The sequence below is a fragment of the Oxalobacteraceae bacterium OTU3CAMAD1 genome (genome assembly GCA_024123915.1).
Taxonomy (GTDB): domain Bacteria; phylum Pseudomonadota; class Gammaproteobacteria; order Burkholderiales; family Burkholderiaceae_D; genus Rugamonas.
The window spans coordinates 6,466,713-6,485,397 of sequence record CP099650.1 but is presented as its reverse complement, the minus strand read 5'-3'; the positions used below and the strand labels follow the sequence as shown (position 1 = coordinate 6,485,397).

General features: G+C 65.6%; 20 protein-coding genes. 15 read left to right on the top strand and 5 right to left on the bottom strand.

The genetic code is table 11. The annotated features are described in order from the left end of the window. Positions 1-10 precede the first annotated feature (10 nt). The 3 genes from NHH88_27640 to NHH88_27630 are packed head-to-tail and all read right to left on the bottom strand — an operon-like array spanning position 11 to position 2,886. The gene (locus NHH88_27640; GenBank protein USX13386.1) at positions 11-1,453 is read right to left on the bottom strand and encodes an aldehyde dehydrogenase family protein; all 1,443 of its coding nucleotides are present in this window, start codon (positions 1,451-1,453) and stop codon (positions 11-13) included. Beyond that, the gene (locus NHH88_27635) at positions 1,450-2,001 is read right to left on the bottom strand and encodes a VOC family protein (protein USX13385.1); all 552 of its coding nucleotides are present in this window, start codon (positions 1,999-2,001) and stop codon (positions 1,450-1,452) included. Before NHH88_27635 ends, NHH88_27640 begins: the two co-directional genes overlap by 4 nt. 36 nt (positions 2,002-2,037) lie before the next feature. Continuing rightward, entirely contained in the window at positions 2,038-2,886 is an 849-nt protein-coding gene (locus tag NHH88_27630) for a fumarylacetoacetate hydrolase family protein (GenBank protein ID USX13384.1), read from the bottom strand. 168 nt (positions 2,887-3,054) lie between these two features. Between NHH88_27630 and NHH88_27625 the strand changes: the two genes are divergently transcribed. From NHH88_27625 to NHH88_27610, 4 genes are read left to right on the top strand one after another with little or no spacing between them, the layout of a single operon-like run. Then, positions 3,055-3,636 (top strand): amino acid synthesis family protein, encoded by a 582-nt coding sequence (locus NHH88_27625; protein USX13383.1) that lies wholly within the window; start codon positions 3,055-3,057, stop codon positions 3,634-3,636. Positions 3,637-3,688: 52 nt separating this feature from the next. Then, on the top strand, positions 3,689-4,798 hold the full coding sequence (locus NHH88_27620) for an alcohol dehydrogenase catalytic domain-containing protein (GenBank protein ID USX13382.1): 1,110 nt from the start codon (positions 3,689-3,691) through the stop codon (positions 4,796-4,798). An 11-nt stretch (positions 4,799-4,809) separates the two neighbouring features. Beyond that, positions 4,810-5,352 (top strand): cupin domain-containing protein, encoded by a 543-nt coding sequence (locus NHH88_27615; protein USX13381.1) that lies wholly within the window; start codon positions 4,810-4,812, stop codon positions 5,350-5,352. A 1-nt stretch (position 5,353) separates the two neighbouring features. Next, on the top strand, positions 5,354-5,944 hold the full coding sequence (locus tag NHH88_27610; GenBank protein ID USX13380.1) for a malonic semialdehyde reductase: 591 nt from the start codon (positions 5,354-5,356) through the stop codon (positions 5,942-5,944). Between the two features lie 97 nt (positions 5,945-6,041). On the opposite strand, the gene NHH88_27605 is transcribed toward NHH88_27610, so the two are convergent. Beyond that, the gene (locus tag NHH88_27605) at positions 6,042-6,956 is read right to left on the bottom strand and encodes a LysR substrate-binding domain-containing protein (protein ID USX13379.1); all 915 of its coding nucleotides are present in this window, start codon (positions 6,954-6,956) and stop codon (positions 6,042-6,044) included. 122 nt (positions 6,957-7,078) lie between these two features. Between NHH88_27605 and NHH88_27600 the strand changes: the two genes are divergently transcribed. The 4 genes from NHH88_27600 to NHH88_27585 all read left to right on the top strand — a co-directional run bounded on the left by NHH88_27600 (position 7,079) and on the right by NHH88_27585 (position 11,514). Beyond that, positions 7,079-8,266: an acyl-CoA dehydrogenase gene (locus NHH88_27600; protein ID USX13378.1), complete on the top strand. Its 1,188-nt coding sequence runs from the start codon at positions 7,079-7,081 to the stop codon at positions 8,264-8,266. After that, positions 8,266-9,483 carry a CoA transferase gene (locus NHH88_27595; protein USX13377.1) on the top strand — a complete coding sequence of 406 codons (1,218 nt, stop codon included), beginning with the start codon at positions 8,266-8,268 and terminating at the stop codon, positions 9,481-9,483. The genes NHH88_27600 and NHH88_27595 overlap by 1 nt, the downstream gene beginning before the upstream one ends. Positions 9,484-9,594: 111 nt before the next feature. Further along, positions 9,595-10,392, top strand: coding sequence for an SDR family oxidoreductase (locus NHH88_27590; protein ID USX13376.1), 798 nt, complete (start codon positions 9,595-9,597; stop codon positions 10,390-10,392). 45 nt (positions 10,393-10,437) lie between these two features. Next, a complete protein-coding gene (locus tag NHH88_27585) occupies positions 10,438-11,514 on the top strand; it encodes an alkene reductase (GenBank protein ID USX13375.1) in 1,077 nt (358 codons plus the stop codon). Here NHH88_27585 and NHH88_27580 read toward each other — a convergent pair. Beyond that, the gene (locus NHH88_27580; protein ID USX17453.1) at positions 11,493-12,428 is read right to left on the bottom strand and encodes a LysR family transcriptional regulator; all 936 of its coding nucleotides are present in this window, start codon (positions 12,426-12,428) and stop codon (positions 11,493-11,495) included. The two genes, NHH88_27585 and NHH88_27580, sit on opposite strands and share 22 nt — an antisense overlap. 111 nt (positions 12,429-12,539) lie before the next feature. On the opposite strand from NHH88_27580, the gene NHH88_27575 reads away from it, so the two are divergent. The 7 genes from NHH88_27575 (at position 12,540) to NHH88_27545 (ending at position 18,678) form a co-directional block, all read left to right on the top strand. Further along, a complete protein-coding gene (locus NHH88_27575) occupies positions 12,540-13,526 on the top strand; it encodes a 2Fe-2S iron-sulfur cluster-binding protein (protein USX13374.1) in 987 nt (328 codons plus the stop codon). 25 nt (positions 13,527-13,551) lie between these two features. Continuing rightward, positions 13,552-14,580, top strand: a complete 1,029-nt coding sequence (gtdA, locus tag NHH88_27570; protein ID USX13373.1) for a gentisate 1,2-dioxygenase — start codon at positions 13,552-13,554, stop codon at positions 14,578-14,580. A gap of 146 nt (positions 14,581-14,726) precedes the next feature. Continuing rightward, positions 14,727-15,428 (top strand): fumarylacetoacetate hydrolase family protein, encoded by a 702-nt coding sequence (locus tag NHH88_27565; protein ID USX13372.1) that lies wholly within the window; start codon positions 14,727-14,729, stop codon positions 15,426-15,428. Between the two features lie 2 nt (positions 15,429-15,430). Then, complete coding sequence (locus NHH88_27560) at positions 15,431-16,684, top strand: aromatic ring-hydroxylating dioxygenase subunit alpha (GenBank protein USX13371.1); 1,254 nt, start codon at positions 15,431-15,433, stop codon at positions 16,682-16,684. After that, positions 16,681-17,160, top strand: a complete 480-nt coding sequence (locus NHH88_27555) for an aromatic-ring-hydroxylating dioxygenase subunit beta (GenBank protein ID USX13370.1) — start codon at positions 16,681-16,683, stop codon at positions 17,158-17,160. The genes NHH88_27560 and NHH88_27555 overlap by 4 nt, the downstream gene beginning before the upstream one ends. A gap of 10 nt (positions 17,161-17,170) precedes the next feature. Continuing rightward, positions 17,171-17,485: a non-heme iron oxygenase ferredoxin subunit gene (locus tag NHH88_27550; GenBank protein USX13369.1), complete on the top strand. Its 315-nt coding sequence runs from the start codon at positions 17,171-17,173 to the stop codon at positions 17,483-17,485. A 26-nt stretch (positions 17,486-17,511) separates the two neighbouring features. Then, positions 17,512-18,678, top strand: a complete 1,167-nt coding sequence (locus tag NHH88_27545; GenBank protein ID USX13368.1) for an ABC transporter substrate-binding protein — start codon at positions 17,512-17,514, stop codon at positions 18,676-18,678. Positions 18,679-18,685: the final 7 nt, after the last annotated feature.

Genomic DNA, 18,685 nt, shown 5'->3' with positions numbered 1-18,685 from the left:
TGTCTCCTTGTTATTGTGTGCTGGTATAGGCGGTCTTGACGCTGGTGAAGAACTCGGCCGCGTAGCCGCCTTGTTCGCGCGCGCCGTGGCTCGAACCCTTGGCGCCGCCGAACGGCACGTGGTAGTCGACGCCGGCGGTGGGCACGTTAACCATCACCATGCCGCTTTGCATATGCCGCTTGAAATGGGTCGCGTGCTTGAGCGAGCCGGTGCAGATGCCCGCCGAGAGTCCGAACGGTGTGCCGTTGGCGATCTCCAGCGCGTGTTCGTAATTGTCGGCCGGGATCGCGCAGGCGACCGGGCCGAAGATCTCTTCCTGCGCGATGCGCATGTCCGGCGTGGCGTCGACGAACAGCGCGGGGCTCATGAAGTGGCCGTCCGTGTCGCGTTGCAGCGGCTCGCCGCCGCAGGCCAGGCGCGCGCCCTCGGCGCGGCCGATGGCCACGTAATCGAGGTTTTGCGCCAGTTGGCCGGCGTCGGCCACCGGGCCGATTTGCGTCTCGGCGCGCAGCGCGTGGCCGATCCGCAGCGCCTTCAGCGCTTCCGTCGTCCTGCGCACGAACTCCGGGTAGATGTCTTTTTCGACGATGAAGCGCGACGAGGCGGTGCAGCGCTGGCCGGTCGAGTAGTAGGCGCCTTGCACGGCGCAGTCGACGGCAGTGTCGAGGTTGGCGTCGTTGAGGATCACCAGCGGATTCTTGCCGCCCATTTCCAGTTGCACCTTGGCCTGGCGCCGGGCCGTCGCCTGCAGCAGCGCGTGGCCGGTGGCGACCGAGCCGGTGAAGCTGATCGCGCGCACCGCAGGCGAGTCGATGATGGTCTGGCCGACCACGGCGCCGCGTCCCATCACCAGATTGAAGATGCCCGGCGGCAGTCCCGCGCGGCTGATGATCTCGGCCAGCGCCCAGGCGCTTCCGGGTACCAGGTCGGCCGGCTTGAACACCACGCTGTTGCCGTGGGCGAGGGCGGGCGCGATCTTCCACGCCGGGATGGCGATCGGGAAGTTCCACGGCGTGATGATGCCGACCACGCCGACCGGCTCGCGCGTGACTTCGATGTCGACGCCGGGCCGCACGGAGGCCAGGCGGTCGCCGCGCAGGCGCAGCGCCTCGCCGCCGAAGAACTTGAAGATCTGGCCGGCGCGTCCGACTTCGGCCACCGCCTCCGGCAGCGTCTTGCCTTCCTCGCGCGCCAGCAGGGCGCCCAGTTCCTGGCGCCGCGCCAGCAGCTCGGTGCCGATGAAGTCGAGCGCATCGGCGCGGGCCTGGATGCCGCCGTGTGCCCAGCTGACTTGGGCAGCCGCCGCTGCGGCCACTGCGTGCGCCGCCTGCGCGGCATCGGCTTGCGCGTACAACCCGACGCTGTCGGACAGGTCGGACGGATTGCGGTTATCGCGCATGGCGGCGCCGTCGATCCAGGTGCCGTCGATGTAGTTGCCGTGGTTGCGTCTCATACGCGCTGCAGGCGGATCTTCTCGCGCGTCTGGGCGATCCACTCCTCACGCGTCAGGAAGCCGGGACGGCGGCGGCACATGGCCTCGGTCTGTTCGAGAATTTGCGCCGGCGTCTGCGTCAGGTCGAGCGGCTCGCGGCACGGCTGCGCGGTGTAGAACGGGCTGTCGACATACATCTCGATCGGATTGCCCTCGGGGTCCTTGAAGTACAGCGACCAGGCGTTGCCGTGGTCGACCTGGTCGATCGGTCCGATGCCGAACTCCTGCAACTGGCGGTAGTACAGGCACAGGTCGTCGATCGAGTCGAGCAGCAGCGACAGCTGGTTGATCGGATTGAACTCCAGGCCGGTCGGTTTGCCGTCGAACATCACCAGCTGGTGGTGGATTTCCGGGTCCTGCGTCATGAAGAACAGCCGGTGGCCGGTTGAGGCCACGCCCCGGTCGCTGACGATGAAACCGAGCTTGCTGGTGTAGAACGCGACCATGTTGTCGAGGTCGGCGCAGTGGAAGCCGGTGTGGGTGAACTGGATGCGGGGCAGCTTGGACATGCGTATCTCCTTTATAGGTCTTGTGCGGCTAGCGTATCAGGCTTCGTCGACGACCGGGTTGGACAGGGTGCCGATGCCGGCGATGGTGACTTCGAAGACGCCGCCGGCCTCCAGGAAAATCGGCGGGGTGCGTTTGAAGCCGATGCCGCTCGGGGTGCCGGTGGCCAGGATGTCGCCCGGGTTCCACGGCAGCGCCTGGGAGATGTAGGCGATCAGCGCCGGGATGTCGAAGGCCAGTTCGGACAGCTTGCCCGATTGCAGCTGCTCGCCGTTGAGGCGTCCGGTGACCGTCAGCTCGCGGTAGTCGGCGATGTCGTCGCTGGTGACCAGCCACGGGCCCAGCGCGCCGGTGCCGGCGAAGTTCTTGCCCATGCCGTATTGGTGGGTGTGGAACTGCCAATCGCGCACGCTGGCGTCGTTGAAGCAGGTGTAGCCGGCCACGTGTTCCATGGCGTTGGCCGGGTCGATGTGGGCGCCGCCCTTACCGATGACGATCGCCAGCTCGGCCTCGAAGTCGAACTGCGTCGACGCCTTGGGCCGCAGCAGCGGCGAGCCGTGCGCGATCAGGGTCTCGCTGTAACGCTGGAAGATCACCGGATACTGGCCGATCTTGCGGCCGGCCTCGTGGGCGTGCTCGACATAGTTGATGCCGACGCAGACCACCTTGCCCGGCTTGGGGATGACCGGCTCCAGGGCCACGCTGTCGAACGGGTAGTCGGCCTTGCCGGCGGCGAGCTGGCGCGCCTGCGCCAGCAAATGCGGATCGGCCAGCAGGGTGGCGAGGTCGGGTGCGCCGGCGACCTTGTCGGTCAGCTCGACCACGCCGCCGTCGGTGACGATGCCGAAGTGGGCGCGTGAGGCGCGGCGGTACGAAATCAATTTCATGGAGTCTCCTCGTGTTGGTGTGGGGGTGTGAAACAATTATAGGATCAATTTTAAATTTTGTGCATAAAAATATTTAGTTTGCACAAAAAGATCGGCTGTGTATAATTTATTGCATGGGCCCGGCGCCGCGCCGGACCGTTTCGGACGTTGATCAACTGGAGATGCAGGATGTCGCTCGTGAATATTCGGAAGTACAAGTTGGAGGTCGAGGAGTGCTGGCATGAGGGTGGCGACAGGCTGGCGACGCCGCTGCGCATCGCCGTGGCGATGGCGGTGGTGAAGAATCCCTACGCCGGCCGCTATCAGCACAACCTGCTGCCGTTCATGCAGGAGTTGCGCGGACTGGGCGCGGACCTGTCGGCGCGCATGATCGCGGCGCTGGGCGGCCCAGACGTGGTGCAGGCCTACGGCAAGGGCGCGCTGGTCGGTTCGGACGGCGAGCTGGAACAAGGCGCCGTCTGGCACGAGGCCGGCGGCTGGGCGATGCGCGAGGCGCTGGGGCAGCCGAAGGCCATCGTGCCGGCGGCCAAAAGCATCGGTAACGTCGGCGACCGCCTGATCATCCCGCTCGGGCACATCCACGCGGCGTATGTGCGCAGCCATTTCGGCTCGGCCGAGATGACCTTGTGGGATGGCCCCAAGCGCGATGAGATCGTGTTCGGGCTGGCCATGGCCACCGGTGGACGCATCCACGCGCGCCTGGGCGGGCTGGCGGCGGAAGACGTCGTAGGCAACGACGGCTTGCGCTGAGCGCTTGCGTCATAATCCACATCAAACCAAAACAATAAATCAGGAGACGGTAATGACTAAAATGATGCGCGCCGCACGGATGCACGAAGTCGGCCAACCGATGGTGATCGAACAAATTCCAGTGCCGGCGCTGCGCGCGACCGACGTGCTGGTGAACGTCAAGGCGTGCGGCATTGTGCCCAACCTTGGCAATGTGCTCAGCAACTGGGGCAACTGGTTCCCGCACCTGCCACTGCCCAAGCTGCCGGCGGTGTTCGGGCTCGACCCGGCTGGCGTGATCGAGGCGGTGGGCGACCAGGTGATCGGCTTCAAGCCGGGCGATCGGGTGTACGTGAATCCGGCGCGCTTCTGCGGCGCCTGCCGCCAGTGCCGCGCCGGCGATACCACCGCCTGCGCCCACTACACCTTCAACGGTTACTTCGGTTTCTCGAACAAGTCGCAGGCCATCTTCGACCAGTATCCGCTCGGCGGCCTGTGCGAGGTGATGAACGCGCCGCAGCATAGCCTGGTGCGACTGCCGGACGCGATGAGCTTCGAGCAGGCCGCGCGCCTGGGTTATCTGGGTACGGCCTACCGCGCGCTGCGCACCGCCGGTGTCGGCCCCGGATCGACGGTGCTGATCAACGGCATCAGCGGCACGCTCGGGATCGGCGGCGCGCTGTTCGCGCTGGCGCTGGGCGCGCGGCGCATCCTCGGCACCGGGCGCAATCGCGAGCTGCTCGAACGCGTCAAGGCGCTGGCGCCGGATCTGATCTCGGTCCATTCGCTCGACGACGGCGGTCTGCGCGCCTGGGCCGACGATGTGACGCACGGCGAGGGTGTGGACGTGGCGATCGACGCGCTGGGACCGGGCGCTCCGCACGAGACGCTGCTGGACGCCCTGGCGACGTTGCGCCGTGGCGGCAAGCTGGTCAACATCGGCGCAGTGGCCGGCGATGTGCCGATCAACCTGCACTACATCATGGACAACGACATCAGCGTGATCGGCTCCGCGTGGTTTACCACCAAGCAGGGGCAGGAGATGGCCGATCTGGTCGAGGCGGGAAAGGTCGACATGTCGATCTTCCAGCATCATGTCTATCCGCTCGATCAGGTCAACGAGGCGATCGGCGGCATCGAGAACCGCAACGGCGGCTTCAGTAACTTCGTCATTCGTCCTTGAGAGGCTCCGCCATGAAGATCAGACGCATAGTGACGGGCCACGACGCCCAGGGTAAATCGGTGTTCGTCTCGGACGGCGACGCGCCCCGCGCGCAAAGCTTCGCGCATTTTCCGGGACACGCGGCGGCGCAGGTGTGGAGCGCGCAGGCGCCACCGATGGTGCCGCACGACGGCGCCGATCCCACCACCGCGCGCGGCTCGCTGATTCCTCCGCACGGTGGCAACAGCCTGCTGCTGGTCGACTTTCCACCGGATGCGGTGATGGCCGGCGCGGCCGATCCGGCGGCGGGTTTCGCCGAACTGCTGTCGGCCTTGCCCGGCTTGATGGAGACCTTTGAGCCGTCGTCGCCGGGGATGCACACGACAGACACCGTCGATTACGCGATCGTGCTCAGTGGCGAGATCTGGCTCGAGCTGCACGATGGCGCGGTCAAGCTGGTGAGGGCCGGCGACGTGGTGGTGCAGAATGGCACGCGCCACGCGTGGCGTAACCGCAGCGAGCAGGTGGTGCGGGTGGCCTTCATGATGACTGGCGCCAGCCGGATGGTGGCTTGAGATGGCGGTCGCCGATGACATCGCACGGGATCTCGTGTTCCGGGAAGCGCGCAGCCAGAATCGCTGGCTGGCGCGCGAGGTGGAGGACGATCTGCTGCGCGAGTTGTATGGGCTAATGCGGTGGGGCCCGACCAGCATGAACTGTTCGCCGATGCGGGTGCTGTTCCTGCGGACGGCGGAGGCCAAACAGCGGCTGGTGCCGGCGCTGGCGCCGGCCAATGTCGACAAGGTGGTTGGTGCCCCGGTGGTGGCGGTGATCGCCTACGACACGGCGTTTCAAACGCGGCTGCCGGAGCTGTTCCCGCACCGGCCGGAGGCGGGGGCGATGTTCGAGCGCGACGCGGCGCTGCGCGAAACGACGGCTTTCCGTAACGGGACCTTGCAGGGGGCGTATCTGATGGTGGCGGCGCGTATGCTTGGATTGGATTGCGGGCCGATGTCGGGGTTTAATCAGGACGCCGTGAACCTCGAGTTCTTCGATGGAGGCACATTGAAGGTCAATTTCCTTTGCGGGTTGGGGTATGGCGATCCGGCGGGACTGTTCCCGCGCCATCCGCGTTTGAGTTTCGAACAGGTTTGCGCGCTGTTGTAAGCGGCCATTCGTATCTCGACGGCGGCTCGTAGATGGCGGATTAGGCGGAACGCCGTAATCCGCCATGATCCGCCAACGACGCCTTTTTTTACAACGATCACAACCCCAATCCCAAGGGCTCGCGGTACTCGCGGGCCTGCTCCTCCAGCCACGCGCGGAACACGCCCAGCGCCGCATGGTCGGCGTTGTGCTCGGGATAAATCAAGTAGTAGTTCCGGTCGCTCAGGTATTCGTGTTTCGCGACCTGGATCAACGCGCCGCGCCGTAATTCATCCTCCACCAGCAGGCGCGGTATCAGCGCCACCCCCATGCCCTGCAACGCCGCTTCGGCCGCCATCGAATATAACTCGTAACGCGGCCCCGCCATATCGCCCTCTACCTGCATCCCGCGCGACGCGAACCAATCGCGCCAGCCATAAGGCCGCGTGCTTTGCTGCAGCAACGTCAGGCGCTGCCATCCCGACGCGGCGATCGTCGCGCGCGGCGCGATCAGCTCCGGCCTGCATACCGCCACCAGATTCTCCCGCATCAGAAACACGCCCTCGGTCCCCGGCCAGACCGCCGTCCCCGCATGGATCGCGGCGTCGAACTGCGTCTCGTCGAACAAGAAGGGCCGCGTGCGCGCCGACAGGTTGACCGCGATATCCGGATGCGCCTGCGCGAACAGCGCCAGGCGCGGCATCAGCCACTTGATCGCGAACGTCGGCACCACGCCCAGTTCCAGCACGCCTCCCTGGCCGCCCTTGGCCATCAGATCGAGCGTATCGCGTTCCACCTCGTCCAGCCGCGCCGTCACCTGGCGGCTGTAGGTGGCGCCGGCGTCCGTCAACAGAACGCCGCGACGGCTGCGGCGGAACAGCTTGACGCCCAAAAACTCCTCCAGCGCCGCGATCTGCCGGCACACCGCGCTTTGCGTCAGCGCCAGTTCGTCGGCGGCCTTGGTGAAACTCTGGTGGCGCGCCGCCGATTCGAACGCCGACAGCGCGGCGGTGGAAGGAATTTTTCTGCGCATGGCGTACTCTCGAAATGTTTAACAAGTGCGTTTTACGCACAGATCAGTGCGAACTTATCGTTTGTCGGTGGCTTGTGGCGATTGTACATTAGGCACATCTTCAATCACAGAGTGAGTTCGGAATGAGCCAACCGCATAAAAAAGCCGCTTTCCAATGGGATGATCCGCTGCTGCTGGATCAGCAGTTGACCGAGGAGGAGCGCATGGTGCGCGAGTCGGCCCGCGCCTATTGCCAGGAGCGCCTGGAACCGCGCGTGCTGGAGGCCTTCCGCAACGAGCACACCGACCTGGCGATTTTCCGCGAGATGGGCGAGCTGGGACTGCTCGGCATCACGATTCCGGAACAGTATGGCGGAAGCGGCCTCAGTTCCGTGTGCTACGGCCTGGTGGCGCGCGAAGTGGAGCGCGTCGATTCCGGCTATCGCTCGATGATGAGCGTGCAGTCGTCGCTGGTGATGGTGCCGATCTATGAATTCGGCAACGAGGCCACGCGTCGGAAGTACCTGCCCAAGCTGGCCAGCGGCGAGTGGATCGGTTGCTTCGGCCTGACCGAACCGAATCACGGCTCCGATCCCGGTTCGATGTTGAGTCGCGCGCGCAAGGTGGACGGCGGTTATGTGCTGAGCGGCGCCAAGATGTGGATCACCAATTCGCCGGTGGCCGACGTCTTCGTCGTCTGGGCCAAGGACGACCAAAAGCAGATACGCGGCTTCGTCTTGGAAAAGGGCTGGCACGGCCTGACCGCGCCGGCGATCCACGGCAAAGTGGGCCTGCGCGCCTCGATCACCGGCGAGATCGTGATGGACGAGGTGTTCTGCCCGGAGGAAAACGCCTTCCCCGATGTGCGCGGCCTGAAAGGTCCGTTCACGTGCCTGAACAGCGCGCGCTACGGCATCGCCTGGGGCGCGCTGGGCGCGGCCGAGGATTGCTGGCACCGCGCGCGCCAGTATGTATTGGACCGCAAACAGTTCGGCAAACCGCTGGCGGCCAATCAGCTGATCCAGAAGAAGCTGGCCGACATGCAGACCGAGATCACCCTGGGCCTGCAGGGCTGCCTGCGCCTGGGCCGCATGAAGGACGAGGGTACGGCGGCAGTGGAAATCACCTCCATCATGAAGCGCAATTCCTGCGGCAAGGCGCTCGACATCGCCCGCATGGCGCGCGACATGTTGGGTGGGAACGGCATCAGCGACGAATTCGGCGTCGCGCGCCATCTGGTCAACCTGGAGGTGGTCAACACCTACGAGGGCACCCACGATGTGCATGCGCTGATCCTCGGCCGCGCCATCACCGGCATCGCGGCGTTCTGATGCCGGCCGCCCAGCTTCTTCCGGCCGGCGCGCTGGCGGGCGTGCGCGTGCTGGATCTGTCGCGGGTACTGGCCGGACCTTGGGCAGGCCAGTTGATGGCCGATCTGGGCGCCGACGTGGTCAAGGTCGAACGCCCCGGCAGCGGCGACGACACGCGCGCCTGGGGCCCGCCGTGGCTGGCCGACGTCGACGGCGAGGCCACTTCCGAATCGGCCTATTACCTTAGCGCCAACCGCAACAAGCGCTCGGTGGCGATCGATATCGGCACTGCGGAGGGGCAGGCGCTGGTGCGTCGCCTGGCCGCCAAGGCCGATATCCTGCTGGAGAATTTCAAGGTCGGCGGCCTGGCGCAGTACGGCCTCGATTACGCCAGCCTGAAGGCACTCAATCCACGCCTGATCTACTGCTCCATCACCGGTTTCGGCCAGACCGGCCCCTATGCGGCGCGGGCAGGCTACGACTTCCTGATACAGGGCATGGGCGGCTTGATGAGTGTAACCGGCCGCACCGATGGCGACGAGGGCGGCGGACCGCAGAAGGTGGGCGTGGCGGTGACCGACGTCATGACAGGCCTCTACGCGTCGGTGGCGGTGTTGGCCGCCCTGGCGCACCGCGAGCGCAGCGGCGAGGGGCAGCACATCGACTTGGCGCTGCTCGACGTGCAGGTGGCTTGTCTGGCCAACCAGGCCTCCAACTATCTGGTGGGCGGCGTTGCGCCGCGCCGCATGGGCAACGCCCACCCGAACATCGTGCCGTACCAGGACTTTCCGACGGCCGACGGTTATATGATCATCGCGGTCGGCAACGATGGCCAGTTCGCCAGGTTCTGTGCCGCCGCCGGCCATTCCGAGTGGGCGGGCGATGAACGCTTCGCCACCAATCCGCAGCGGGTGCTGCACCGCGAGACCTTGATCCGCCTGATACGCGGCGTAACCACGGGCCGTGACACGGCCGACTGGATCGCGGCTATGGAGGCGGCTGGCGTGCCGTGCGGTCCGATCAACACGCTGGACAAGGTGTTCGACGACCCGCAGGTGCGCGCGCGTGGGCTGCGCATCGAGATGCCGCACCCGCTGGCCGGTACGGTACCGCTGGTGGCCAATCCAATCCGCATGTCGGCGTCGCCGGTGAGCTACCGGCGCGCGCCGCCCGCCTTGGGCGAGCACACCTCCGAAGTGCTCGACGAATGGTTGAACGAGGGCCGCGTGCAGGCTTGAAAAAAACAGTATATGATGATCGTCATGCAAAGCAAAGCCTCCGGGTAAATCGACCCGGCGGTTTTTTTAACCAAAAATATGATGATCATCATATGAAATAGAGGAAAAATCATGTCTACCAATGCTCGCAAAATCGCTGTTGTCACCGGTGCGTCGTCGGGTATCGGCGCCGTGTACGCCGACCGCCTGGCCCAACGTGGCTACGACCTGGTGCTGGTGGCCCGCCGCGCGGACCGTCTGCAATCGCTGGCGGCCAGTCTCGCGGCCGCGCATGGCGTCAACGTCGAACCGCTGGTCGCCGACCTGGCCACCGAAGCGGGGCAGGAGAGCGTCGCCACGCTGCTGTCGACCAATCCGGCGGTCGCGGTACTGGTCAATAACGCCGGCCTCGCGCGCCTTGCGCCGGTGGCCGACAGCAGCAGGCAGGATCTGTCGTCGCAGCTGGCGCTCAATATCCTCGCGCTGACCAAGCTGACGCGCGCCGCGCTGCCAGGCTTCAAGCAGCGCAACGAGGGCACGATCATCAACATCGCGTCGGTACTGGGGCTGCATACGCTGCCTATCAGTTCCGTCTACAGCGGCACCAAGGCTTTCGTCGTCGCGTTCACGCGCGGCCTGGAGCAGGAGCTGGAAGGCACCCGCGTGAAGGTCCAGGCGGTGCTGCCGGCGGCCACCGCCACCGACTTGTGGGACCCGTCCGGCGTGCCGCTGGCCGCGCTGGCGCCGGAGACCGTCATGACGGCGGAGAACATGGTGGACGCGGCGCTGGTGGGGCTCGATCTGGGCGAGGGCGTGACCCTGCCGTCGGTCGCCGACACGGCCTTGTTCCAACGCTACGAGGCCGCCCGCGTCGCGCTGTTCACCGCCGCGCAAACCGGCAAGGTCGCACCGCATCTGCAAAAGCGTTGAACCGCCTATCCGTTCCCTCGTTCATCAATCACAGGATATCCGAACATGTTATTTGAAAAATTCCCGCTGCGTGCAGTCGATGTCGCCAACCGCGTCGTCATGTCGCCCTTGACCCGCAGCCGCGCGGTCGACAACAACACGCCGAACACCTTGATGGCGACCTACTACGCGCAACGCGCCGGCGCCGGCTTGATCGTCACCGAAGGCACTTCGCCATCGCCGAACGGTCTGGGTTACCCGCGCATTCCGGGCCTGTTCAACGCCGGCCACGTCGCCGGCTGGCGCCTGGTCACAGACGCCGTCCACGCCAAGGGCGGCAAGATCGTCGTGCAGTTGATGCACACCGGCCGCGTGACCCATCAGGACAACCTGCCGCCCGGCGCCGTGGTCATGGGACCGTCGCCCGAACTGTGCCCCGGCGTGATGCGCGTCGACGACAAGGGCGATGTGCCGCACACGCCGCCGCGCGCAATGACGGAGGCGGACATTGCCTCCACCGTCGCCGAATACGCGAGCGCCGCCCGCTTGGCCATCGAGGCCGGCTTCGACGGCGTCGAACTGCACGCGGCCAACGGCTACCTGCTCGAGCAGTTCCTGAACGCGCATATCAACCAGCGCACCGACGGCTACGGCGCCTCCGCCGAGGGACGCAACCGTTTCGTGCTGGAGGTGGCGCGCGCCGCCGCCAGGGAGATCGGCGCCGAACGCGTGGGCATCCGCCTGTCGCCGCATGGCGTGGTCAACGCCGCCGGCGCGTTCGACGGTGTCGACGAGCAGTACCTGGCGCTGGTGAAGGAGCTGTCGGACCTGGGCCTGATGTACGCGCACGTGCTGGATCATTCCGCAATGGGCACGCCACCGGTGCCGGCCGCGCTCAAGGCCGCTCTGCGCGCCGCGTTCAAGGGGCCGTTCATCCTGGCCGGTGGCTTCGACAGGGCCGGCGCGCAGCAGGCGCTCGCCAACGGTCTGGCGGACCTGATCGCGTTCGGCCGTCCGTTCATCGCCAATCCCGACCTGGTCGAGCGCATGCGCGCCGATAAACCCTTGAGCGCCCCCGATCCGGCCACGTTCTACACGCCCGGCGCGAAAGGCTACACGGATTATCCGGCGGCGTCGGACTGAAGATCGGCCCGCCCATCCGCGAAGTGATCGAAGATCAGGCTGCGCAGCCATTGGCTGACCGGGTCCTTGTTGAACTTCGCGTGCCAGAAGACGTTGATGTTAATCTCCGGTAGCTCCAGCGGATGGGGGATGTAGCGCAGCCCGAACGGCTCCACGCAGGCCATCGCATAGCGCTCCGGCACGGTGGCGATCATCGTGCTGTTCGACAGGATGTGCCCCACCGCGACGAAGTGGGGCACCGTCAGGCCGATATTGCGCTTGATGCCCTGCCGCTCGATGGCGATGTCCGCGATGGCGTGGCCGGTGCCACTCGATACCACCGTCACGTGGTCGGCGTCCCTGAATTCGTCGACCGTCATCGACGCCTTGTCGAGCGGATGCCCTTTGCGGAACATGCACACATAGCGCTGCCGGAACAGGCGGCGCTGGAAGTAGCCGGTCTTCAGCTGCGGCAGCAGGCCGATGGCCAGGTCCACGTGGCCGGCCTCCAGTTCGTCCTGCAGATTGACCGCCGTGTTGCGCACCGTGCTGACGGTGATGCCGGGCGCGTGCCGGCGCAATACCTTCATCAGCTTGGGCAGGAAGTACACCTCGCCGATGTCCGTCATCCCCAGCGTGAATTTGCGGGTGCTCGTCGCCGGATCGAAATGCGCCACCTCGTTGAGCGTGTCGTGGATAGTCGATAAGGCGTAGCCGATCGGCTCGGCCAGCCGTAGCGCGTAGGGCGTCGGCTCCATGCCGCGCGCCGTGCGGACGAACAGTTCATCCCCCAGCAGCACGCGCATGCGCTTGAGCGCGTTGCTGACGCCGGGCTGCGTCATGCCCAATATCTCCGCCACCTTCGAGACGCGCCGGCCGGCGAGTAGCTGGTTGAACACGAGCAGCAGGTTGAGGTCGATGTCTTTCAGTTCCATGGCGTGAGTAGTATTGCTGTGAGTGATGTGTTGCATTCGCGGAATTCTATATATTTATATTACTCGCGTTTCTATACTTTGCCCATCAATTCGACAGATGGGGCAGCAGTCATGGAATTAGTCGTGCAACCGTTGGGACGCATCCTGCAGGTGGAGGCCGGCGCCAATTTGCTGACCGCGCTGCGCGAGCACCAGGTTCCCATCTCCTATAGCTGCACCGCCGGCCGCTGCGGCACCTGCCGCTGCAAGGTGCTGCAAGGCGACGTGCACGAGATGGGCCGCGAAGCGAAGATCACCGCCCCCAATGACGAGGGCTACGTGCTGGCCTGCATGACCAGCGTGACCGGCAACTGCGTGGTCGAAGTGCCCGAGCCGGACGAGGTGGTGGTCCACCCGGCGCGCATCATCAAGGCCACCGTGCTGGCGATCGAGCCGATGACGCACGATATCCGCCGCCTGCGCCTCAAGCCCGCCAAGCCGCTGGACTTCTCTCCCGGCCAATACGCCACCCTCCAATTCGGACCGGAACTGGTGCGCCCCTATTCGATGGCCAACGTCCCCGGCGACGATGAGCTGGAATTCCATGTGCGGCTGGTGCCGGACGGCCGTGTCACCGGCCATATCGACCGCGTGCTCGCCGTGGGCGACGCGGTGCGCGTGAGCGGTCCGATGGGCACCGCCTACCTGCGCCGCAAGCACCAGGGGCCGATGCTGTGCGTGGCCGGCGGCACCGGCCTCGCGCCCGTGCTGTCGATCGTGCGCGCCGCGCTGGCGGACGGCATGGACCAACCCATCCACCTGTATTTCGGCGTACGCACGCCGCAGGACATCTATGGCCTGTCGTGGCTGGAGCAGCTGTGCGAGCGCCACGCCAATCTGCACCTGCACGTGGTGGTCAGCACCGGCAACGACGATCCGCGCCGGCGCGCCGGCGTGGTCACCGCCGCCGTCAGTGCCGACTGGTCAAGCCTGGCCGGCTGGCGCGCCTACCTGTGCGGGGCGCCGCCGATGGTGGAGGCGGCCGCCATGCTGGTCAAGCGGCGCGGCGTGCCGCCCGAGCATGTGTATGCCGACGCCTTCTACGCAAGCGCGATCTAAAAATAACCAACTGAGGAGACCCCATATGAACAAGGACAACGGCGAGCGGCAGGAATTCTACCGGCGCATCGACCAGCATCACATGACGCCATTGTGGGAAGTGCTCGGCGCGCTGGTGCCCAAGCAGCCGGCCAGCCCGCTGCAGGCGGCGCTGTGGCGCTACGCCGACGTGCGCGAACACGTCATGGAGGCGGGCCGCCTGATCACCGCCGCCGAGGCCGAGCGCCGTGTGCTGATCATGGAAAACCCGGCGCTGCGCGGCAACTCGTCGATCACGCAGTCGCTGTACGCCGGCCTGCAGTTGATCATGCCGGGCGAGGTGGCGCCGGCGCACCGCCACGCGCAGTCGGCGCTGCGGCTGGTGCTCGACGGCGAGGGCGCCTACACGGCGGTCGACGGCGAGCGCACCACGATGCGGCGCGGAGACTTCATCATCACGCCTTCGTGGACCTGGCACGACCACGGCAACCTGGGCGACCAGCCGGTGGTGTGGCTCGACGGCCTGGATATTCCGACAGTGCGCTTCTTCGACGCCGGCTTCGCCGAGCATGGCGCGCAGGCCACGCAGGAGGCCACGCGGCCGGAGGGCGACGCGCTGGCCCGCTACGGCAACAACATGCTGCCGGTCGATTTCGCGCAGACGGCGGCGCAGCCGACCAAGGTGTTCGTCTACCCGTTCGCCAAGACGCGCGAGTCCTTGCTGGGCATATCGCGCGGCGTCATCGACGCGCATTTCGGCCACAAGCTGCGTTACGTGAATCCGGCCACCGGCGCCTCGCCGATGCCGACCATCGGCGCCTTCGCGCAGCGGCTGCCGGCCGGCTTCGAGACGCTGCCATATCGAAGCACCGACAGCACCATCTACGTGTGCCTGGAAGGCGCCGGCAGCGCCGACATCGGCGGCGTGCGTTTCGACTTCGCGCTCAACGATGTCTTCGTCGTGCCGTCGTGGCAAACGCTGCGCCTGTGCGCGGGCGACGACACCATTTTGTTCAGCTTCTCCGACCGCCCGATGCAACAGGTGCTTGGCCTATGGCGCGAAGAAAAAATCTGAATTACGTAGGGCGGATTAGCGCAGCGTAATCGGCCATGCATGCGTTGCCATCGGCTCATCGATGGCCGATTACGGCGTTCCGCCTAATCCGCCCTACGTGATCAATCCGGCTACATATCGTCCATCACAATATTTTGGAGACCACCATGAAATACGCAGTCGATCCCGCCCCCGTCCACAGCCTCGCCATCGCCGGCAGCGACGAACGCTTCCCCGTCAACCGCATCTTCTGCGTCGGGCGCAACTACGCCGCCCACGCGCGTGAAATGGGCCGCGACCCGGACCGCGAAAAGCCGTTCTTCTTCATGAAGCCGGCCAACGCCACCGTGCAAGCGGGCGTCGGCGAAACCACCATCCCATACCCACCCAAAACCGCCAACTTCCACCACGAGATCGAACTGGTGGCCGTCATCGGCAAGGGCGGCGCCGACATCCCGGTCTCCCGGGCGCTGGAACACGTCTTCGGCTACGCCGTCGGCCTGGACATGACCCGCCGCGACATCCAGCTCGAAGCCCGCGACAAGGGTCGTCCATGGGAGTTCGGCAAATCCTTCGCCAAGTCCGCGCCGATCGGGCCGATCTCCACCGTGGCCGACGTCGGCCACCTGTCCGAAGGCCGCATCGCCGTCAGCGTCAACGGCGCGCCGCGCCAGGATTCCGACATCTCCAAGTTGATCTGGTCGGTGGCCGAATCGATCGCCTACCTGTCCGAATACGAGGCGCTGGAGCCGGGCGACGTGATCATGACCGGCACCCCGGAAGGCGTGAACGCCGTGGTGGCCGGCGACGTGATGGTCGGCGAAGTGGCCGGGCTGTCGCCGATCACCGTACGGGTCCGGGGAGCGTAACCATGGCCGCCGTGTTTCCAATCAAACCCATATGGGACCAGCCGGGATCGAGCCGCATCCCGTTCTGGGCCTACACCGACGAGTCGCTCTACAAGCGCGAGCTGGAACGCATGTTCTATCAAGGGCACTGGTGCTATGTCGGCCTGGAGGCGGAGATTCCGAATCCCGGCGACTACAAACGTTCCGTCATCGGCGAGCGCTCGGTGATCCTCACGCGCGCCGCCGACGGCAGCATCAACGTGGTGGAAAACGTCTGCGCGCACCGTGGCATGCAGTTCTGCCGCGAGCGTCACGGCAACAAGAAGGAATTCGTCTGCCCTTACCACCAGTGGAGCTACACGCTGAAGGGCGACCTGCAAGGCGTCCCTTTCCGGCGCGGCGTAAAACAGGACGGCAAGGTCAATGGCGGCATGCCGAAGGAATTCGACACCGCCGACCATGGCCTGAACAAGCTTAAGGTCGCGGTGCGCGGCGGCGTGGTGTTCGCGTCGTTCGACCATGACGTGGAGTCGCTGGAGGACTTCCTCGGCCCCGACATGTGTCGCTACTTCGACCGCCTGTTCAACGGCCGCAAGCTGACCATCCTGGGCTACAACCGCCAGCGCATTCCCGGCAACTGGAAGCTGATGCAGGAAAATATCAAGGACCCGTACCATCCCGGCCTGCTGCATACGTGGTTCGTCACGTATGGCCTGTGGCGCGCCGATAACAAGTCCGAGCTGAAGATGGACGCGCACCACCGCCACGCGGCCATGATCTCGACCCGTGGCCAGCAGGCCGCCAGCAGCGAGGTGACGGCCGGCGTGACCAGCTTCAAGGCCGGCATGGAGATCAACGACAAGCGCCTGCTCGACATCGTGCCGGAGGAGTGGTGGAAGGGCCCGACCGCCGTGATGATGACGGTGTTCCCGAGCGTGATCTTCCAGCAGCAGGTCAACAGCGTGTCCACCCGCCACATCCAGCCGAACGGCAAGGGTTCCTTCGATTTCGTCTGGACCCACTTCGGCTTCGAGGACGACACGCCGGAGATGACCAAGCGGCGCCTGATCCAGGCCAACCTGTTCGGCCCCGCCGGTTTCGTGTCGGCCGACGACGGCGAGGTGATCGAACTGTCGCAGAACGGCTTCGAGCAAAAACCCTACCACCGCACCGTCGCGGAACTGGGCGGCTATGGCGCCGAGAACACCGACCACATGGTGACCGAGACGCTGATACGCGGCATGTACGAGTACTGGAGAAAGGTGATGGACGTATGAACGCACTGGACTTCGATACCTGGCTCGCCCTCAATCGCTTGTACGCGGAGTACGCGGCGGCGGTGGACAGCGCCGACTGGGATAAATGGATAGACCTGTTCGTGGAGGTTTGCGACTACCGCATCCAGCCGCGCGAAAATCATGAACGCGGCTTTCCGCTGTCCACGCTGGCGCTGCTCAGCAAGGGCATGCTGCGCGACCGCGCCTATGGCATCAAGGAGACCTTGTTCCATGATCCCTATTACCAGCGCCACGTGACCGGAGCGCCGCTGGTGGAAAGCGTGGCCGATGGCGTGATCGTGGCCCAGGCGAATTACGCCGTGTTCCGCACCAAGCTGTCGCAGGAAAGCTCGGTGTTCAACGTGGGACGTTATCTGGACCGCATCCGCGTCACCCCCGAGGGGCTGCGCTTCGAGCAGCGCCACTGCATTTACGACACCGAGATGATCGCCAATTCGCTGATCTATCCAATCTGAGGAGACACCCATGGCAAACAACTGGATCGACGCGGCCGCCGAAGCCGACGTACCGGACGACGATGTGACGTCGGTGGCGGCGGGCGGCGTGGAGCTGGCGCTGTATGGGGTGGCCGGCGAGGTGTTCGCCACCGCCAGCCTGTGCACCCACGGTAATGCGCGCCTGTGCGACGGCTTCCTGGACGGGCACGAGATCGAATGCCCGCTACACCAGGGGAAGTTCGATATCCGCAACGGCCACGCCACCTGCGAGCCCGCGACCGAGGCGGTGCGCACTTATCCCGTTAAGATAGAAAACGGTCGGGTCTACGTGGACCTGGGCTGATCCAACAACTATAACAAGGAGACAAGATGAACAAAAAAACCATCATCGCCGGATGCGCATTGCTGCTGGCGGCACAAATCCCGGTCCAGGCACAGATCAAGATCGGTTTCTCGGCGCCCCTTTCCGGTCCGGTGGCCGTGGTGGGGCAGGACCAGTACGACGGCTTCATGCTGGCGGTGGAGCAGGGCGGCGGCAAGCTCGGTGGGCAGGTCGTGACGGTGCTGAAGGAGGACGATCAGCTCAAGCCGGAAGTGGGCAACCAGATCGCCCGCAAATTCATCGACAAGGAACGGGTGCACGCCATCGTCGGCCTGGGCTTCTCCAACGTGATGATGGCCAGCCACAAGGTGATCGTCGATTCCGGCACCGTCGCCATCTCCACCAACGCCGGGCCGTCGCCGGTGGCCGGCGCGCTGTGCGCGGCCAACGTGTTCGCCGTGGCCTGGCAGAACGACGGCGCGGCCGAAAGCATGGGTAAATTCATGCAGGAGAAGGGCTATAAACGCGTCTACCTGATGGCGCCGAACTACCAGGCCGGCAAGGACATGCTGCAGGGCTTCAAGCGCTACTTCAAGGGCGAGGTGATCGACGAGGTCTACACCCAGGTCGGCCAGTCCGACTATTCGGCGGAGATCGCGCAGCTGCAGTCGGCCAAGCCGGACGCGGTGTTCGCCTTCTACCCCGGCGGCATGGGCGTCAACTACATCCGTCAACTGAGCCAGGCCGGCATGCTGGCCAAGCTGCCCAACTTCTCGGTCTTTACGGTCGACGGCACCACCATGCCGGCGCTGCAGGGCGCCGCCGTCGGCACCACCTTCGGCGCGATGTGGGACGCCGCGCTGGACACGCCGGAGAACCGCGCCTTCGTTTCGGCCTTCAACGCAAAGTACAAGCGCGTGCCGAGCGCGTACGCCGCTGCCGCATACGACGCCGGGCGCCTGCTCGACGTGGCGCTGCGCAAGGCGGGCGCGCAGGCGGGCGACAAGCGCGCACTGGCAGCCGCCGTGAAGGCCGCCGGTTCGGAGTTCAAGTCGGTGCGCGGTCCCTTCCAGTTCAACAAAAATAATATGCCGGTGCAGAACTACTACGCCTTCCAGGTGGCGAATGTCGGCGGCGTGCCGACGGTGAAGGTGCTCGGCACGCCGCTGACGGCGCACGTCGACAGCTACCAGTCCAAGTGCGCGCTGCGCTGAGGTAAAG

What these genes read in the sequence shown, in the direction of transcription:
- NHH88_27640 (USX13386.1), bottom strand. Translation starts at nt 1,453, where the DNA reads ATGAGACGCAACCACGGCAACTACATCGACGGCACCTGGATCGACGGC.
- NHH88_27635 (USX13385.1), bottom strand. Translation starts at nt 2,001, where the DNA reads ATGTCCAAGCTGCCCCGCATCCAGTTCACCCACACCGGCTTCCACTGC.
- NHH88_27630 (USX13384.1), bottom strand. Translation starts at nt 2,886, where the DNA reads ATGAAATTGATTTCGTACCGCCGCGCCTCACGCGCCCACTTCGGCATC.
- NHH88_27625 (USX13383.1), top strand. Translation starts at nt 3,055, where the DNA reads ATGTCGCTCGTGAATATTCGGAAGTACAAGTTGGAGGTCGAGGAGTGC.
- NHH88_27620 (USX13382.1), top strand. Translation starts at nt 3,689, where the DNA reads ATGACTAAAATGATGCGCGCCGCACGGATGCACGAAGTCGGCCAACCG.
- NHH88_27615 (USX13381.1), top strand. Translation starts at nt 4,810, where the DNA reads ATGAAGATCAGACGCATAGTGACGGGCCACGACGCCCAGGGTAAATCG.
- NHH88_27610 (USX13380.1), top strand. Translation starts at nt 5,354, where the DNA reads ATGGCGGTCGCCGATGACATCGCACGGGATCTCGTGTTCCGGGAAGCG.
- NHH88_27605 (USX13379.1), bottom strand. Translation starts at nt 6,956, where the DNA reads ATGCGCAGAAAAATTCCTTCCACCGCCGCGCTGTCGGCGTTCGAATCG.
- NHH88_27600 (USX13378.1), top strand. Translation starts at nt 7,079, where the DNA reads ATGAGCCAACCGCATAAAAAAGCCGCTTTCCAATGGGATGATCCGCTG.
- NHH88_27595 (USX13377.1), top strand. Translation starts at nt 8,266, where the DNA reads ATGCCGGCCGCCCAGCTTCTTCCGGCCGGCGCGCTGGCGGGCGTGCGC.
- NHH88_27590 (USX13376.1), top strand. Translation starts at nt 9,595, where the DNA reads ATGTCTACCAATGCTCGCAAAATCGCTGTTGTCACCGGTGCGTCGTCG.
- NHH88_27585 (USX13375.1), top strand. Translation starts at nt 10,438, where the DNA reads ATGTTATTTGAAAAATTCCCGCTGCGTGCAGTCGATGTCGCCAACCGC.
- NHH88_27580 (USX17453.1), bottom strand. Translation starts at nt 12,428, where the DNA reads ATGGAACTGAAAGACATCGACCTCAACCTGCTGCTCGTGTTCAACCAG.
- NHH88_27575 (USX13374.1), top strand. Translation starts at nt 12,540, where the DNA reads ATGGAATTAGTCGTGCAACCGTTGGGACGCATCCTGCAGGTGGAGGCC.
- gtdA (USX13373.1), top strand. Translation starts at nt 13,552, where the DNA reads ATGAACAAGGACAACGGCGAGCGGCAGGAATTCTACCGGCGCATCGAC.
- NHH88_27565 (USX13372.1), top strand. Translation starts at nt 14,727, where the DNA reads ATGAAATACGCAGTCGATCCCGCCCCCGTCCACAGCCTCGCCATCGCC.
- NHH88_27560 (USX13371.1), top strand. Translation starts at nt 15,431, where the DNA reads ATGGCCGCCGTGTTTCCAATCAAACCCATATGGGACCAGCCGGGATCG.
- NHH88_27555 (USX13370.1), top strand. Translation starts at nt 16,681, where the DNA reads ATGAACGCACTGGACTTCGATACCTGGCTCGCCCTCAATCGCTTGTAC.
- NHH88_27550 (USX13369.1), top strand. Translation starts at nt 17,171, where the DNA reads ATGGCAAACAACTGGATCGACGCGGCCGCCGAAGCCGACGTACCGGAC.
- NHH88_27545 (USX13368.1), top strand. Translation starts at nt 17,512, where the DNA reads ATGAACAAAAAAACCATCATCGCCGGATGCGCATTGCTGCTGGCGGCA.